Source organism: Streptomyces sp. NPDC031265, assembly GCF_055570295.1.
The window spans coordinates 236,113-252,331 of sequence record NZ_JBVIHM010000008.1 but is presented as its reverse complement, the minus strand read 5'-3'; the positions used below and the strand labels follow the sequence as shown (position 1 = coordinate 252,331).

14 protein-coding genes and 4 pseudogenes are annotated in these 16,219 nt (G+C 70.0%); 6 read left to right on the top strand and 12 right to left on the bottom strand.

Annotated elements, in window-relative coordinates; all coding sequences use genetic code 11:
• Positions 1-242: 242 nt before the first annotated feature.
• Positions 243-494 (bottom strand): annotated as a pseudogene (locus tag ACZ499_RS15880) (hypothetical protein); the annotation flags it as partial.
• A 100-nt stretch (positions 495-594) separates the two neighbouring features.
• Between ACZ499_RS15880 and ACZ499_RS15875 the strand changes: the two are divergent.
• Positions 595-833 (top strand): annotated as a pseudogene (locus ACZ499_RS15875) (chaplin).
• A 153-nt stretch (positions 834-986) separates the two neighbouring features.
• On the top strand, positions 987-1,373 hold the full coding sequence (locus ACZ499_RS15870; protein WP_385539695.1) for a VOC family protein: 387 nt from the start codon (positions 987-989) through the stop codon (positions 1,371-1,373).
• An 89-nt stretch (positions 1,374-1,462) separates the two neighbouring features.
• Here ACZ499_RS15870 and ACZ499_RS15865 read toward each other — a convergent pair.
• The 5 genes and pseudogenes from ACZ499_RS15865 to ACZ499_RS15845 form a co-directional block, all read right to left on the bottom strand.
• Positions 1,463-1,767, bottom strand: a pseudogene (locus ACZ499_RS15865) (crotonyl-CoA carboxylase/reductase); the annotation flags it as partial.
• A gap of 410 nt (positions 1,768-2,177) precedes the next feature.
• Entirely contained in the window at positions 2,178-2,648 is a 471-nt protein-coding gene (locus tag ACZ499_RS15860; protein ID WP_468675441.1) for a DUF3592 domain-containing protein, read from the bottom strand.
• A gap of 107 nt (positions 2,649-2,755) precedes the next feature.
• Positions 2,756-3,001: a hypothetical protein gene (locus tag ACZ499_RS15855; RefSeq protein ID WP_468675439.1), complete on the bottom strand. Its 246-nt coding sequence runs from the start codon at positions 2,999-3,001 to the stop codon at positions 2,756-2,758.
• Positions 2,992-3,903 carry a serine hydrolase domain-containing protein gene (locus tag ACZ499_RS15850; RefSeq protein WP_468675437.1) on the bottom strand — a complete coding sequence of 304 codons (912 nt, stop codon included), beginning with the start codon at positions 3,901-3,903 and terminating at the stop codon, positions 2,992-2,994. The genes ACZ499_RS15855 and ACZ499_RS15850 overlap by 10 nt, the downstream gene beginning before the upstream one ends.
• A 150-nt stretch (positions 3,904-4,053) precedes the next feature.
• Complete coding sequence (locus ACZ499_RS15845) at positions 4,054-4,536, bottom strand: GerMN domain-containing protein (RefSeq protein WP_468675436.1); 483 nt, start codon at positions 4,534-4,536, stop codon at positions 4,054-4,056.
• 141 nt (positions 4,537-4,677) lie between these two features.
• On the opposite strand from ACZ499_RS15845, the pseudogene ACZ499_RS15840 reads away from it, so the two are divergent.
• Positions 4,678-5,830: pseudogene (locus ACZ499_RS15840) on the top strand (ABC transporter permease).
• Between the two features lie 113 nt (positions 5,831-5,943).
• On the opposite strand, the gene ACZ499_RS15835 reads toward ACZ499_RS15840, so the two are convergent.
• On the bottom strand, positions 5,944-6,843 hold the full coding sequence (locus ACZ499_RS15835; RefSeq protein WP_468675435.1) for an SAM-dependent methyltransferase: 900 nt from the start codon (positions 6,841-6,843) through the stop codon (positions 5,944-5,946).
• A 162-nt stretch (positions 6,844-7,005) separates the two neighbouring features.
• On the opposite strand from ACZ499_RS15835, the gene ACZ499_RS15830 reads away from it, so the two are divergent.
• Positions 7,006-7,620 (top strand): dihydrofolate reductase family protein, encoded by a 615-nt coding sequence (locus tag ACZ499_RS15830; protein WP_468675434.1) that lies wholly within the window; start codon positions 7,006-7,008, stop codon positions 7,618-7,620.
• Between the two features lie 73 nt (positions 7,621-7,693).
• Here ACZ499_RS15830 and ACZ499_RS15825 read toward each other — a convergent pair whose 3' ends face one another.
• The 4 genes from ACZ499_RS15825 to ACZ499_RS15810 all read right to left on the bottom strand — a co-directional run bounded on the left by ACZ499_RS15825 (position 7,694) and on the right by ACZ499_RS15810 (position 11,227).
• Positions 7,694-8,056 carry an STAS domain-containing protein gene (locus tag ACZ499_RS15825; protein ID WP_468675431.1) on the bottom strand — a complete coding sequence of 121 codons (363 nt, stop codon included), beginning with the start codon at positions 8,054-8,056 and terminating at the stop codon, positions 7,694-7,696.
• Positions 8,044-9,324 carry a SpoIIE family protein phosphatase gene (locus ACZ499_RS15820; RefSeq protein ID WP_468675429.1) on the bottom strand — a complete coding sequence of 427 codons (1,281 nt, stop codon included), beginning with the start codon at positions 9,322-9,324 and terminating at the stop codon, positions 8,044-8,046. The genes ACZ499_RS15825 and ACZ499_RS15820 overlap by 13 nt, the downstream gene beginning before the upstream one ends.
• Entirely contained in the window at positions 9,324-10,133 is an 810-nt protein-coding gene (locus ACZ499_RS15815; RefSeq protein WP_468675427.1) for an alpha/beta fold hydrolase, read from the bottom strand. The genes ACZ499_RS15820 and ACZ499_RS15815 overlap by 1 nt, the downstream gene beginning before the upstream one ends.
• A 104-nt stretch (positions 10,134-10,237) precedes the next feature.
• Positions 10,238-11,227, bottom strand: coding sequence for an aldo/keto reductase (locus tag ACZ499_RS15810; RefSeq protein ID WP_385539669.1), 990 nt, complete (start codon positions 11,225-11,227; stop codon positions 10,238-10,240).
• 241 nt (positions 11,228-11,468) lie between these two features.
• On the opposite strand from ACZ499_RS15810, the gene ACZ499_RS15805 reads away from it, so the two are divergent.
• Entirely contained in the window at positions 11,469-11,780 is a 312-nt protein-coding gene (locus tag ACZ499_RS15805) for a hypothetical protein (RefSeq protein WP_468675425.1), read from the top strand.
• A gap of 58 nt (positions 11,781-11,838) precedes the next feature.
• Here the strand turns inward: ACZ499_RS15805 and ACZ499_RS15800 are convergent, their stop codons facing one another.
• On the bottom strand, positions 11,839-13,566 hold the full coding sequence (locus ACZ499_RS15800; protein WP_468675423.1) for a ricin-type beta-trefoil lectin domain protein: 1,728 nt from the start codon (positions 13,564-13,566) through the stop codon (positions 11,839-11,841).
• Positions 13,567-13,880: 314 nt separating this feature from the next.
• On the opposite strand from ACZ499_RS15800, the gene ACZ499_RS15795 reads away from it, so the two are divergent.
• The gene (locus ACZ499_RS15795) at positions 13,881-16,205 is read left to right on the top strand and encodes a beta-galactosidase (protein WP_468675422.1); all 2,325 of its coding nucleotides are present in this window, start codon (positions 13,881-13,883) and stop codon (positions 16,203-16,205) included.
• The last annotated feature ends 14 nt before the right edge of the window (positions 16,206-16,219 follow it).

The window sequence follows — 16,219 nt, the reverse complement described above, 5'->3', positions numbered from 1 at the left end:
CGGCGGCTGGAACACGTACCGCATTCTGTTCCGATCAGGGCCGTGACCGGTAAGCGCTGACCAAAGGGCCCAACTCGTACAGGAGTTGGGCTCTTCGGGACTCGGCGGCCTTGGGGTTACGTCATGCCGGAGGCCAAGAGCGCTGGAACCCGGGTGTGGACCGGATGTGCTCGATGCTCGACATCCAGGCCGCGTGATCGGCCTCGTTGTGCCGTCCCTCCAGAGGCTCCAGACGGAACCCGTCACCGGACAAACCCCGGGGGGGCGACGAAGTCGTACGGGACGAAGTCACCCGCAGAGGTGTTCGTGCGCGGTGCGCGCCGCCTCGCCCACCGTGTCGGCCCGTCCCCCGGCATTCGCACCTCCTCAAGGGCGGTGAAGCCGAAGTGCTCGTAGACGGGCAGGTTGGACGGCTTGGAGGACTCCAGGTAGACGGGCAGACCCGCCGCGTCGGCCTTGGCCAGGCCCGAGCGCAGCAGAGCGGACCCGTGTCCCGGGCGATCATCCCGCCCAGATCCGAGGGTCGGTGTGATCCGCTGCGGCTCGCCGTTGTGGGGAATCACGACGCTCCGTCGATCTGGGAGAGACGTGCGTATGCGTATCCGGACAGCGTTCGCCGCGACCACCCTGGCCATGGTGGGAGCGTTCGCCGGCACGGGCGTTGCCGTGGCCGACGCCGATGCCCACGGAATCGCCGCCCATTCCCCCGGCTCCTCTCGGGCGACCTGATCCAGGTGCCCGTCCACATTCCGGTGAACGTCTGCGGCAACTCCGTGAACCTCATCGGTCTGGCCGACCCGGCCGGTGGCACCACCTGCGTCAACAAGCACTGACCAGCCACTGCGACGAGGCCGTGCCGCATCTGAATCCGTCAGGTGCGCCACGGCCTTCGCTGTGCCGGGGGTGGTGGTCGGGCGAGCATGCGCCGGTCATCTGCTGCCGAAGTAGGACCGGATCTGTCCCACTTCCCGCATATCGTCCCCGACATGAGTTCTGCACACGCCTCCGCGCGACCGTTCCGCTATGCGGCCGTCACCTTCGACTGCCCCGACCCCGCCGAGCTGGCCCGATTCTACGGCGAGGCACTCGGCCTGCCCGTCGTCTTCTCGACCGACGACTTCGTCCTGCTCGGCCAGGACGGCGCCGCCGGTCTGGGATTCAACCGGCTGGCCGACTACCGCCGCCCCACCTGGCCTGACCCTTCCCAGGAAAAGCAGGCCCACATAGAAGTGGGCGTCGACGACTTGGACGCGGCCCAGGCCGAGTTGCTCGCCCTCGGTGCCGTCAAGCCCGACCTCCAGCCGGACCCCGACCGCTGGCGGGTCCTGCTGGATCCCGCAGGCCATCCGTTCTGCATCACCACCCTGGTCTGAACACATTCCACGAACCACTGTGCGGCGGCGATGGCCTCCCCGGCCGTCACCGCCGCACAGTCGGCCCAGTTGGCGCATCTGCCGTACGGTCAGGCGCTCACCGCGTTCACGCGGACGGCCAGGTTGCCCGACGGGTGCTTGTTCTCGTACATCAGCCGGTGTGCGAGGCCGGTCTCCTCGAAGTCACCGGTCCAGGACCGACACGGGTCTGGCTGCTTGCTCGCGGCGAGCTCGATGACCTGGCGGCACTGCCGGATGCTCGCGAAGTGCCAGCCCTGGAGCCGCTTCTGGCGCATCCACAGGAAGCGCAGGTCCACATGCCGTTGTAGCCGCTGGTGCCGCCGCAGATGAGCACCATGCCCGCCGTGTCGCACCCGTACATCGAGGTGGGAATGGGCTGCCCGACGCGAAGAGCCTGGCCTCGATCGTCTTCGGCGCCGGCATCGGCCTGCACACCCTGCACACCCTCGACGGCCTGATGGACCGCGAGCCGGCGTCCGCGGCGCTGAAGCAGTTGTTCGCGGCGACTGCGTTGGCCGCGGGGGCTGGGCGGGGACGATGTGCGGCACACCGCCCCGTACTCGGGCACCATGCGCTCCAGTACGCCGCGCTCCGGGGGTGTGCCGGACACCGACACCGGTCGGCCGAGCAGCCCGGACAGCCGTTTGTCCAACTCGGCATCCCCAGCGGGCAGATCGGTGCCGTCCGGATACGGGCGCAGAGCCGTCACCGTCCCCACGCGACGCCTGTGATCCGCCTCCGCGGACCGGCGCACCCCCCTCCCGGTGTGCGGGAACCGCCGCGTCAGCTCATACTCATGAACGCGGCCACACCGAAGCCGATCGCGGCGAAGAACAGCCCCATGCAGGTCAGGATCACCATCACCCCACTGAAGAGGCAGGTGACGACTCCCACGCCGGTCGTGGCCTCCGCCGCCACCGCCCGGTCGGGACGCTCCGGCAGGTACCGCACCGGCACGACGTCACCCGCCACATACGGATGCCGGGAGACGACTTCGGCTCGCACGTCCCGGCCGTCGCCGGTCCGGAACGCCACGATCAGGCGCCGCTGACTGGAGCTCGGCCCGTTGGAGGAGTGGTGATGCACCACGTACGTCTCCAGGCAGCGGGCCTCCGCCACGTGCCCCTCGCGGAGGACCCGCTTGTACTCGGAGCTCTTTCGGGCGCCCACGACGAGCATTCCGATCCCGAAGGCGGCGAAGAGGAGTCCGATCGAGCCGAACACCACCCCGAACGCCCCGCCGACAGCGAACATGCTTCATCCCCTTGCTGACCCGACCCCACCCGAAACCGGCAGCACACCTGGGCGCCGATGCCCATGAAGATGTGCCGCCGGGGCGGGTGGTTCCCGTTCGGTGCTGGTCAGCTGACCGCCAGGGGAGTGCCCGGGGCCAGCGCCGCCGCGATGCGCTCGGCGACCTGTTCGGCCATGTTGCCGTCGGGCGTGGTCGCGGTCTTGGTGGCGGACACCGCGATGGCGAGGCGGTCGGACGGGAGGTACGCCTGGATGGCCGCATAGCCCGAGAACGACGGGTTCTGGAGCACCCACCCGTTGACGACGATGACACCGAGACCGAAGTGCTTGGCCCGTGTCTGCTTCAGACACACCGTGGCGGGACACGTCGCGGCGGGACCTGGAGGACCATGCCCTGGTGGTTGAGGCCGTTGGTCCACGACGGGTTCCAGAAGGTGGATTCCTCGTACGCGCCGCGCTCGGAGGTGAAGGCGTGCAGGACAGGACGCGGGATGTCGGGGGTGAAATTGTTCTGCGTGTCGCGCAGGCCCAGCGGGCCCGTGATCCGCTGCTCCACGAATTCGTCGATCCGCATGCCGGTGATCTTCTCCAGCGCGGCGACCAGGAGCACGTAGTTGGCGTGGGAGTAGCTCCAGCTGGTGCCCGGCGCGTACCAGAACGGGTGGCGCAGCGGGTATCCGACCAGCTCCTTGGGGGTCCACTGGCGGAAGGGGTGTGCTGCGAGCTCGGCGAGGAAGGCCGGGTCGGTGACGTAGTCGTGCAGGCCGGTGGTGTTGGTCGCCAGCATCCGCAGGGTGATCTTGCGGGCGTTGGGCAGCCGGGGCAGCCAGCGCTCCACGGTGTCGTCGAGGCGGACCCGCCCCTCCTCGACCAGTTGAAGGAGTGCCGTGCCGATGTGGGCGAAGGCCACGGAGCCGGCGCGGAAGTGCATGTCCGGCTCGGCGGGAACGTTGGTCATGGACTTGCCGAGTGCGTCCGTGAGGACTTCGCGTCCGTCGACGGTGACCCGCAGCTGCACGGCTTTGAGGTGGAGTTCGTCCTTGGCCGTGCGGGCGATGCCCAGGATCTCGCGGGCCTGGTCGTCGAGGGGGCCCCGGGTCCTCACGCAGTCGCGGTCGTCGTGGCCGGGGCCGCCCGCGAACGCGGGGGAGACGGCGGTGGTCTGGACCGTGGCGGCGAGGAGCGCGGCACACAGAAGGGCTGTGCGGGCGCGGGCACGGGTGCGCAGACGCGCAGACAAGCGGGTTCGTGTCATGCCCGCACTATGGCGAGGACATGGGGGAAGTCCTGTCGAACACTCCGCATAACGTGACAAACATGCCCGTGTGGTGCAGGCGGATGGTGCCGCCCACGCAGGTGAAGGCATTCCCCGGATCGCCCCGCCATGTACGGCCGCCCACCCGCCTCACCGGTTGAGGAACTCCGCGCACCGGTAGGGGCCCAGGGCGGCGCCCTGGGCCGGTCGCAGGGTCACCACGACGTCGTCGGCCCTGGTCTTCGGGTCGAGTACGGACTGGGCGCGCGCCAGTGTGCACACCAGCTGGCCCGTGCCCTGGTCGCGCCCCGACATCGCATAGGGCCCTTCGACGTGCATCGTGACGCGGGTGCCCGTTCCGGTCACCGTGTAGCCGCCGAGCTGGACGAGCGAGGTGAGCCCGTCGCGCTGCTCGGCGGGCGGCGGCCCGACGGCCAGCAGTTTCACCACCGTGTTGAGGTCCTTGACCTCCCGGTCCAGCAGCGGCACCCCGCGCAGTCCGCTGTCGGACGCGAAGTACAGCCGCATCCCGCGCGTCAGCCCGGACGCGGGTTCGCCCGCGCCCACCACTCCGCTCGGCTGGACACCGCAGCCCACGAGGACGGTCCCCGCGATCCCCAGTGCCGCGGCCACGGCTCCCCGGCGGCCCTTCACCCGGTGCCCCCTTCGGTGCGTCGTGCGGGCAGCCGCACACGGCAGCCCTGCTCGACTCCGTACGGGCGGGCACCGCACCGGTGGTGCTGCTGGCCGCCCTCCCGCCTCACGCCCGGCGACATCCTCCGCGTCGGCGCGGTCGGCCTGCTCGCGCGGCGGGCGCGCGTGGTGCTCTCGGCGCTCGGCATCGCCATCGGCATCGCGACCATGGTCGCGGTCGTCGGCCTCTCCGAGTCGAGCCGCGCGGACCTGATGGCCCGGCTCGACCGCCTGGGCACCAACCTCCTCACCGCCGAGGCGGACGACGACGGTACGGGCCGGCCGGTCAAGCTCCCCAAGAACGCGGTCGCGACGGTCGAGCGCATCGGCCCGGTGCGGCACGCCACGGCCACCGCCAACGTCGACGCGCGCGTCCGCCGCAGCGAGGTGGTCCCCGAGGAGCGCACCGCAGGCGTCATCACCCAGGCGGCCCGCCTCGACCTGCTGTCCGCGCTCGGCGGCGAGGTCGACCGGGGCGTCCGGCTGACCGCGGCCGGCGAACGCCTCCCGACGACCGTCCTCGGCGCGGTGGCGGCGGACCGCCTCGGCATCACCCGCACCGGCGAGACGATCATGATGAACGACACACGTGTGGTCGTCGTCGGCATCCTCAAACCGATCGAGCTGGTCCCCACCCTGGACCGGGTGGCCATGGTCGGATTCCCCGCCGCCCCAGCGCTACTTCGGCTTCGACGGCCACCCCACGACCATCTTCGAGCGGTCCACCGACGACTCGGTGGAGGACGTACGGGTGGTCCTCGCCCGCAGTATCAACCCCGGCAGCCACGCAGGCATCAAGATCTCCCGCCCCTCCGACGCCCTGGCAGCCACGGCCGCCACCGACGAGGGCCTGACGACCCTGATGCTCGGCCTGGGCGCGGTGGCCCCGCTGGTCGGCGGGGTGGGCGTCGCCAACACCATGGTCATCTCCGTCCTGGAACGCCGCCAGGAGATCGGCCTGCGCCGCTCCCTGGGCGCGACCCGCAACGCCATCCGCCTCCAGTTCCTCACCGAGTCACTGCTGTTGTCGGGGCTGGGCGGGGCGACGGGCGCACTGCTGGGCACGACGGCGACGTACGGCTTCGCCCGGGCCCAGGGGTGGACGACGGTGGTCCCACCCTGGTCCCTGGCGGGCGGTCTGGCCGCCACCCTCCTGATCGGCGTGATCGCGGGCCTCTACCCGGCGATCCGCGCCTCGCGTCTGCATCCGACGGTGGCGCTGCATGCGGCGTGAACGCGGACGGGCGCCGGTCCGCTCAGTGGAACAGCGCTTGGTCACTGCTGTGGCGCCCGGCGCATGACTGGCCCTGCTCCGGACCACCCACGCGGGGCGAGCGGAAATGAGGTTCAGGCGCGGCGGGAGTGGAAGATGCCCCAGCGCAGGTGCCCGCGGTGGGCCGCGTCCACCCACAGCGGCAGATTGGCGAGCAGACCGTCGACGTACGCGGGGCTGATGATCTGACGCAGTTCGTGCTCTCGTCGGTGGGTCTCCGCGTTGAGGCGTTCGTAGTGGGTGAGGACCTGGCCGCTGCGGTCGTCGAAGTCGGTGCGGGACAGGCCGAGTCCGGCGAGCGTGTGGCGGTAGAGGTCCGGGGTGGCGAGGGCGTCCACGCCCAGCCGCGACACGGCGGGGCGCAGCGTGCGGACGGGGACGTCCTCGGCGGCCATCAGGTCGGTGAAGACGAGAGCCCCTTCCGGCTTGAGGACACGTACGGCCTCGCTGAGCAGCTGGGCGCGGTCGCCGCTGTGGCAGAAGGCTTCCTGGGACCAGACGACGTCGAAGCGGCGGTCCGGGAAGGGGATGTCGTGGAAGGATCCCGTGACGACCTCGATCAGAGCGCCGAGGCCGCGCGCGGCGTTCGTGGCGCGGTGGCGCTCGTTCTGGGGTTCGCTGAGGTTGAGGGCGACGACGTGGCACCCGAAGCGTTCGGCCAGATAGCGGGTGGCGCCCCCGTAGCCCGACCCGAGGTCCAGCACTGTGCTGTCTGCGGTGAGCAGACCGCTCACCTTGTCCGCGGCCTGCTCGACGGTGCGGCGCGAGGCCGTCGCGATCGACTCCTCGTCATGGCTGTAGATCCCGGTGTGGATGTCCTCGCCGCCCCACACGGCGTCGTAGAAGGCGTCGACGTCGGCGGTGTCGTAGTAGCTGCGGGTTGCCTGCTCGGAACTCGATGCGCGGTCGTACGGCATGAGTGGTGCTCCTTGCGCGATGGTGCCGGTGCTGTTCTGCCGGTGCTGTTCGGACACCACCTCAACGTATTCGCCGCCGCCGTCACAGAGCGCGAACAAGCCAACGGGCGAGGTCGTCGTGCCGCCGAGAAATCGACCTTGTCGCCACCGATGAGTTCCCGCGCGCTGCGCCGTCTTACTGGAGCAGACCGCAACGGCGAACCTTCTGGGAGCAACATCATGAGGAAGATCACGGCTGGCCTTTTCATCTCGCTCGACGGGGTCGTGGAGGCGCCCGACCAGTGGCACTTCCCGTACTTCAACGACGAGATGGGTGCGGCCGTCGGCGCGATGCTCGGCACGGCCGACACGGTTCTGTTCGGCCGCAAGACCTACGACAGCTTCGCCGGGGCGTGGCCGGAGCGCGAGGCGGCCGGCGGCGAGGACGCGGGCTTCGCGAAGACGCTCGGCGACGCACGCAAGATCGTCGCGTCGAGCCGGAAGCTGGAGTTCACTTGGCGGAACTCCGAGCAGCTGGAGGGCGACCTCGTTGACGCCGTCACCGCCTTGAAGAACGAGCCCGGCGGGGACATCGCCCTCAGCGGCTCGATCTCGGTCGTCCGCCAGCTCCTGGCGGCCGGCCTCCTGGACGAGCTGCATCTGCTGGTGCACCCGCTCGCCGTGCGCAAGGGCATGCGACTGTTCGACGAGGGCGGGACCGCGGTCCCGCTGCGGCTGATCTCTTCCGAGACGTTCCAAACCGGAGTGCTGCACTTGGTGTACGCCCCGGCGGAGCCGACGGGCGACGGCACGTACGACGACGCCAAGGGGAATCTGCCCCAAACCGGCGAGTAGCGGCACGCGAGGCCCGCGCGGCTGGTCCAACGGGGCCAGCGCGTGGACACGCCGGAGACGATCGCACCCCCGTTCACGGATGGGTCGGGGGCGGCGTCCAGGCGGCTTCGGCTGCTTGTGCGGTGGGGTAGGTGGGGAACACCTGGTCGAGGCCGACCATGTGGAAGATGCGGCTGACCCGAGCGGGAACGGTGGCCAAGACGATGCCCGCCCGGGCATCGAGAGCGTGGTTGCGGGCGGCGAGCAGCACGGTGATACCGCTGGAGTCGCAGACGGTGATGCCGCTCAGGTCGATGACCAATTGCCGGCCTGCCCCGAGTTCCAGGCCTCGCAGGAGTGCGCGTACGTCGGCGGCGCTGTCGTGGTCGAGCTCTCCGGCCAGTTCGATGACGGGCCCGGCGGGGGTGGTGCGGGTGCGGACGGTCAGTTCGGGCACTGCTGCTCTTCACTGGGGGCTCGGGGCACGCTGATGGCGAGGACGGCCGTGTCGTCGTCCACTCCGGTGCCGAGGGTGTCGAGCAGGGCGCGGACCGCGGTGATGGTGTGGGCGGCGGTCGTCGGTCCCAGGGCCCGGGCGAAGTCGAGGAGGGCTTCGTCCCCGTAGCGGTCGCCGCCACCGATCTGCGCGGTGTGGGCTTCGGTGAGGCCGTCGGTGTGGAGCAGCAGGGTGTCGCCGGGGTCCAGGCGGACGGCCGTGGTGGCGATGTCGACGTCGGGCAGGACGCCGATGAGCTGCCCTCCGGGGGTGGGCAGATAGTCGGCGCTGCCGTCGGCTCGTATCAACAGGGCCGGAGGGTGGCCGCCGCTGGCCAGCGTGATACGGAAACCGTCCCGGTCGTCGTCGGGGGTGAGCAGTCCGAAGATGACGGTGCAGAACCGTGGGTCGGTGCCGTTGTATTCGTGGTTGAGGACGGTGTTGAGGTTGGCGAGGACGGCGGCCGGGTCGGGGTCGTAGACGGCGGCGGCGCGCAGGGTGTAGCGGGCGAGGGACGTGAGGGCCGCGGCGGCGGTGCCCTTGCCGCACACGTCGCCCAGGAACAGCCCCCACGCTCCGTCGGCGAGGGGGAACAGGTCGTAGAAGTCGCCGCCGACCTCGTCCGTGGAGGCGATGTGGTAGTGCGCGGCCACGTCCAGGCCGGGCACGCTCACCAGGGCCGGGGGCAGCAAGGTCTGCTGCAGGGTGGCGTTGAGGCGCTTGAGTTCCTCGCGTTCGCGCTCCGCTTCCCGGCGTGCGCGCAGCAGTTCGGTCTCGTACGCGCGGCGGTCGCGGGCGTCGAAGACGGTGGTACGGATGAGCAGCGGCTGCCCGTCGCTGCCCGTCTTGACCGTGGACGTCACCAGCACCGGCAGACGGCTGCCGTCAGCGGCCTTGAGCTCCAGGGCGATCCCGCTGACCTCGCCCTGCATGCGCAGCAGGGGAGCGAAGTGGGTCTCGTGATAGAGGCGGCCTCCCACCGTGAGCAGGTCGGAGAACGTCATGCGGCCCACCACGTCGTTCCGTGCGTGGCCCAGCCAGTCCAGCAGTGTCGTGTTGATCTTCGCGATCGTGCCGTCCAGGAGTGTGGAGAGGTAGCCGCACGGCGCATGCTCGTAAAGGTCCTCGGCACTGTCTTCCAGCAAGGCCGAGAACGCGGCGCCGTCGTCACCCGGCTGCTTTCCGGGAGTCCGGTACTCGCCGCTGTCGCCGCCGTTGGCCGGGTACATCAGTGGCCCGCACGCGCGAAGGCGCTGATCGCGGCAGCCGTTTCCTCGGGTGCGGCGAGCTGGGGGCAGTGCCCGGTCGCGTTGAGCGTGACCAGTCGGCTGCCGGGAATCCGAGCCTGGACGAAGGCTCCGACCTCCGGGGGCGCGATCGCGTCACTCGAACACTGCGCGACCAGGGTGGGCACGGTGACCTCGGCGAGGTCCTCGCGATTGTCGGACAGGAACGTCACCCGGGCGAAGACCCGGGCGATGTCCGGATCGGTGCGGCAGAAGCTGTTGGTCAGCTCCTCGCTCAGTTCCGGACGCTCGGGATTCCCCATGATCACCGGCGCCATGGCGCCCGACCAGCCCAGATAGTTCGCATCCAGCGACTCCAGCAGTTCATCGATGTCCTCGGCGCTGAAGCCGCCCCGATAACCCGTATCCGGATGGTCGATGAAGCACGGAGACGGGGCGAGCAGGACCAGCCGGGTGAACGCCTCCGGCTTCCGCGCTGCGGCCAGTACGCCCATCATCGCGCTCACCGAGTGCCCCACGAACGTCACCGGCCCGAGCGCCAGATCGTGGCAGATCTCCAGTACGTCCTCGGCATACCCCTCCAGTGAGGAATAGCGCTCCGGGCTCCACGCCGACAGGTCAGAACGCCCGGCTCCCACATGGTCGAAGAGCACCACGGTGAAGTGCGGCTCCAGAAGCGGTACGACCAGCCGCCACATGTTCTGATCGCACCCGAACCCGTGCGCCAGCATCACCACCGGCCCTCCCGGCCGACCGGTCACCGTCACATGATTTCTGCCGCGCACCGTCATACGGCACATTCTCGCAGACCGGCCCACGGCCTCGGAGCAGCCACTTCGGTCGCCGGGGCGCTCCCCCGAGGCCTGGGACACGGCCGTACGGGTTCAGTAACGGCTCAGTTGTCGACGAAGGTGAGGCTGGTGGCGTCGTAGCGGGTGCCGGCGATCTGCTCACGCGGGGCGGCGGCCTCGATGGCGGCGAGGTCCTCCGGGGACAGTTCGACGGTCAGGGCTGCGAGGTTCTCCTCCAGGTAACGCTGACGCCGGGTGCCGGGGATCGGCACCACGTCCTGGCCCCGGTGCTGCACCCAGGCCAGGGCGAGTTGCCCGGCGGTGATGCCCTTTGCCGCGGCCAGCTCGTTGAGCTTCGCCACGATCGCCAGGTTACGGTCGAGGTTGCCGTCGGCGAAGCGCGGCTGGCTGCGCCGGATGTCGGTGGCGTCCAGCCCTTCGACCGAGCTGTACTGGCCGGTCAGGAAGCCACGGCCGAGCGGGGAGAACGGGACGAGGCCGATGCCGAGTTCCCGGCAGACCGGGGCGATCTCCGCCTCCAGGTCGCGGGTCCACAGCGACCACTCGCTCTGCAGCGCAGCGATCGGGTGCACCGCGTGCGCCCGCCGGATCGTCCGGGCACCGGCCTCGGAGAGCCCGAGGTGGCGTACCTTCCCCTCGCGCACCAGCTCGGCCATGGCGCCGACGGTCTCCTCGATCGGCACTGTCGGATCGACCCGGTGCTGGTAGTAGAGGTCGATGTGGTCGACCCCGAGCCGACGCAGCGACGCCTCGCACGCCTGCCGTACGTAGGCGGCGTCCCCGCGGATGCGGGTGGGCTCGCCCAGGCTGTTGGCGAAGCCGAACTTGGTGGCCACCACCACTTCGTCACGGCTCCGCCCGGCAATGGCCCGCCCGATCAACTCCTCGTTGTGACCGGAACCGTAGAAGTCGGAGGTGTCCAGCAAGGTCACCCCGAGGTCGAGGGCGTGGTGCAGTGTCGCTATCGACTGCGTGTCGTCCGTGGCGCCGTAGCCGTGGCTCATGCCCATGCACCCGAGGCCCTGTGCGGAGACCGCCAGGCTGCCCAGGTAGCGGGTGGGGACAGTGCTCATACTGTTGCCTCCTGAACTCGAAACCATCTGTTCAGGACGCTAGGTGCTGGAGTGCACTCCAAGTCAAACGAATTCCGGCGCCCGCACCTCGATATACCCGGGGGCCGGCCCCGCGGCCCCTGCCCCTGACCGCCGTCCGACGATCCGATGAAGCGGGCCGCTCGTGTCGCCCACGGCTGAGTGTCGTTGTGTGGGGGAAGCACTTCCGCTTTGTCGTTCGTTGTTCAACAGGGGATCAATAATGCGTCTTATCCGTCCGTTCGTCGTCTCTCTCGTCGGGCTGAGCGTCGCCCTGACCGTCTCCGCCGGGACGGCGGTCGCCGCGAAGGGCCCGTTCACTTTCCAGAGTGCGGGTCGGCCGTACTTCGTGCAGGACCTGCCGGACGGCAAGTGCTTCACGATGTCCCAGGCGTCGTCCAGCCCCCACAACGGGACGGTCTCTCCGGCCACCGTCTTCGCCGGTAAGCAGTGCAAGGGCAAGGCCACGAGGGTCGCGCCCGGCCAGAACGCTGCGAAGGGGCTGCGCTTCTTGAGCGTTCGGTTCGGCCGGTAGCAGCGGTGCAGCCCGGGAGGTCGCGGCCTCGGCGGTGTGCCGTTGACGTGACCGCTTGTCAGTTGGGCAGTGACCAGACCTGGTTGGCCTGGAGGTGGCCGCATGTCCATGTGTCGAGCTTGGTCGCATCGGCCGTGCCGCCGCCGTACACGTCCAGGCACAGCGCGCTCGCGGCATTGCGGAGTGTGCCGTCGGGGTTGGCGGTCCACTGCTGAGCGGTGGCGCCGGTGCAGGTGGACAGGGTGACGGGGCTGCCGGCGGTGGTGTTGCTCGCGGTGAGGCACTTGCCGAGTGAGCGCAGGGCGCGGTCGGTGCCCGTGGTCCAGCGCTGGTTGGGGTTGCCGGTGCAGGTGTAGAGGATCACCTGGGTGCCGTCGGCGGTGCCGCTGCGCGTGACGTCCGCGCACTTGGCGCCGTTTCCGGTGAGCTGGCCGGTGGGGACCGCAGCGCCGCAGTCGCTGCGCGGGGTGAGGCGCCAGACCGCCGTGCCGTGGGCGGGGACGGTCGCGGTCAGGCTGCCGCCGGCGGTCGAGGTGGCGCCGGTCCACAGATCCTTGGCGGCCACCGTGCAGCCCGGCAGGCCCATGTCGGCGAGCGCGGTGGAGAGGGTACGGGCGGTCGCACTCCGGTTGAGTACGGCGACCGCGCGGTCCCCGTTGGCGAGTGGCCGGGCGAGCACGTCGGTGCTGCCGTCCGTGGACACCACGCCCGCCTGCCGGCCGAGGCTGTCCTGGTCCACCTTGATCAGCTCGGTGTTGCCCAGTGCTGACCGGGCCGCGGGGGTGAGCTTGGCGACGTCCGAGGAGAGGATGAGCGGCGCGGCCATCATCGACCACAGGGCGACCTGGCTGCGGGATTCGTCGTCGGTGAGCCCGCCCGCGCCCGCGATCAGGAAGTCCGGGTCGTTCCAGTTGCCCGGTGCGGCGTAGCGGCCGATCCAGCGGTTGTAGCCGTAGTTGGCGAGCACGCTGGACCAGCGGCTCGTGTTCGGCCGCGCGGGATCGTAGGTGGCGATGTCCCAGCCCTCGCGCCAGAGCTGGCCGTCCGAGCCGACCCAGGACAGCACGTCGAACCAGGTGGGGTCGCCCCATTCGCCGCTCTGGAAGTAGGCGGGCGCCGACTCGGAGAACACGATGTCGCGGCCCGAGCCGCGCAGCGCCGCCGCCTGGGCGTCGTATGCCTGCCGGTACGCCTGCTCCTGCGTCTGGCCCGGGGTCACGTACACATTGCAGCCGTCGAGTTTGAGGTAGTCCACGCCCCAGGAGGCGAACGCGGCGGCGTCCTGGGCGAAGTGGTCCGCGCCGCCGCCCTGGGGTCGGCCGCTGCCGGGATAGCCGCCGCAGGTCGACGAGCCCGCGTCCTCGTAGATGCCGAACCGGAGCCCGCGGGCGTGGAGGTACGAGCCGAGCCAGGCCATGCCGTGCGGGAACTTCACCGGGTCGGCGACGAGGTTCCCGTCGGCGTCCCGGGACCGGGTCGTCCAGCAGTCGTCCACGGTCACCGTGGTGTATCCCTCGGCGGCCAGGCCGGTGGAGACGAGGGCGTCGGCGTTGGCGGTGACGGTCTGCTCGGTGACGCCGCACTGGTAGTGGGCCCAGTCGTTCCAGCCCATCGGCGGGGTGGGGGCCGGCCCTTGGGCTGCTGCGGAGACGGGGGGCCGGGGGGACGCGGGGGGCGCGGGGGAGGCGTGCGCGCCGGTCGCCGTCGCGAGCGGCAGGCACAGCAGGGCCGCGGCGAATGCGGTCAGGGCGGTACGTATGCGTGGTGAACGTGGGGGGCGTGGCACGGGGAGCTCCTCTGTGGTGAGAAGGGGACGTGCGGCCATGGCGTGATTGATGGTGCATCGTAGCGCGGAGTTTGAAGCACCTTCAATCACCGTGCAGACAGCTTGAGTTGATCACGGCCGGGTGTTCGCGGGGGTTCGCAGGCACGGCTTCCCCAGGCGTCATGTTTGATTACGTGCACTCTTGACGCTTCTTGATCGATTAAATACGTTGCGGCGCAGCGCGACACAGAGACGCGTGTCGTTCCGCTCGCCTCACGTGCCGCCGAATGCCTCATGACCGCCCGCAGTCCGTCTGCCGCTCCCGGGGAGTACGTATGGACCGACGCACCCTGCTGCTCGCCGCCGCCCTGAGCCCGGCGGCCGCGATGGCCGTCTCCGGCAGCCGCGCCTTCGCCGCCGGTCACACCTTCGGCTTCTCTGCCGACGGGTCCCAATTCGTCCTCGACGACGCCGTGTTCCAGATCCGCAGCGGTGAGATGCACCCCGCTCGCATCCCCGTACAGTACTGGCGCCACCGCATCCAAATGGCCAGAGCCATGGGCCTCAACACCATCGCGCTCTACGTCATGTGGAACTACCTCGAAGAGCGGCCCGGCGTCTTCGACCTCACCACTGACCGGCGCGACTTCGCCGCCTTCATCCGGCTCTGCGCGCAGGAGGGCATGTACGTGCTGCTGCGCCCGGGCCCGTACGTCTGCGGCGAATGGGATCTGGGCGGACTGCCCTCGTACCTCCTGAAGAAGCCGTCGATCCGGCTGCGGGTGAACTCGGGCCAGGACCCGGACTACATGGCGGCCGTGGTCCGGTACGTGAAGGCGATCGCCCCGGTCGTCCGGCCGCTGATGGCCGCCAACGGTGGCCCCATCCTGATGGTGCAGATCGAGAACGAGTACGGCTCGTACGGCAGCGACGGCACATACCTGGAGCAGCTGCGCCAACTGTGGCTCGGGGCAGGTGTGGAGGGGCCGTTCTACACCCAGGACGGGCTCGGCCAGGTCGTGGCGAACCACACGAACGTCACCGGCGGGGCGATCGGTCTCAGCGGCGGGACCTCCTCGGACATCAGGGCCTGCCGCACGGCGTACCCGCGGGTCCCGGCGATGTCGGGGGAGCTCTACCCGGGATGGCTCACCCACTGGGGCGAGGGCGCTTTCGCCGGGCAGGACACCGACCTCTCCGGGGCGCTGCGGGACCTGATGAACGCCCGGCAGTCGTTCAACCTCTATGTGGTGCACGGCGGCACCAACTTCGGTTACTGGGCCGGTGCCAACGCGAACGACGACGGAAGCGGCTACACCGCCGACATCACCACCTACGACTACGGGGCGCCGATCACCGAGCAGGGGCGGCCCGCGCCGCGGTACACCGCGTACCGCTCACTCATCGGAAGCTACCCGGGCGTCCCACTCCCGCCGGCGCCGGAACCGGTCCCCACGATCACACGCACCGGAAGCGACGCCCCGATCCCGAGCGCCTTTGCCTCGCTGTGGGACAACCTGCCCGCCGCGCTCCCACCCGCGCAGACCGTGGCGCCGCAGCCCATGGAGAACTACGGGCAGAACTCCGGGTTCATGCTCTACCGCAAGGTCCTTTCCGGGTACGCGGGAGCCACGCTCGACGTCACCTCCGTCCATGACTACGCCACGGTCTTCCTCGACGGGGTCTACCAAGGTGGTATTTCCCGTCCGGCGGTCCCCTCGGCGTACGCGACACCGCTGAAGATGACCACGGGCTCGCGTCTGGCGCTGGGACCGGCGGGTCCGAGGCCCACGCTGGACATCCTCGTCGAGGGCATGGGCCGTACGAATTTCGGCCACGGCCTGGTCGACCGCAAGGGCATCACCCAGCAGGTCTCCCTCTCCGGTGCGGGCCCGCTCAACGGCACGGTCAGCGACTGGCAGACATACGCCCTGCCGGTCGACGAGGCCTTCGTCACGGCGCTGCGCCCGAGGATCAGCCAACCCGGCCGCGCCGGCATCTTCTTCCGCGCGACGGTCACTCTCGCCCAGACCGGCGACACCTACCTCGACATGTCCGGCTGGACCAAGGGTGTCGTCTGGGTCAACGGCCACAACCTCGGCCGGTACTGGTCGATCGGCCCCCAGCAGCGCCTGTACTGCCCCGCCCCGTGGCTCACCGTCGGACAGAACGAGATCCTCGTCCTCGACCTGCACCAACTACGCCCGCAGCCCATCCCGTTCCGGGCAGGCCTCGTCGAAACCCCCTGCACTCTCACCAACCGGCGCAGCGGCAGACTCCTCGACGTACCGGACTGGTCAACCGCTTCCGGTGTGCAGCTGAACCAGTGGAGCGGCAACGGCGGCGCCAACCAGCAATGGCGCCGCACCACGGCCGCCGACGGGATCTGCACGTTGACCAACGTCAACTCGGGCCGACTCGTCGACATCCAGGGCAACGCGTCCACCGACGGCACACCGGTCATCCAGTGGCCTGCCAACGGCGGCACCAACCAGCAGTGGCGCCAGGTGCCCACCAGCGACGGTTACGCGAAACTCGTCAGCGTCAGCACCGGGAAGGTGCTCGGGGTGGCCGGCAACGCGACCAGCGACGGAGCGAAGATCGTCGAACAGACCGACACGGGGGATCTCAGCCAGCAGTGGCTCATTGCGTCACAGTGACCGTGACCGTGACC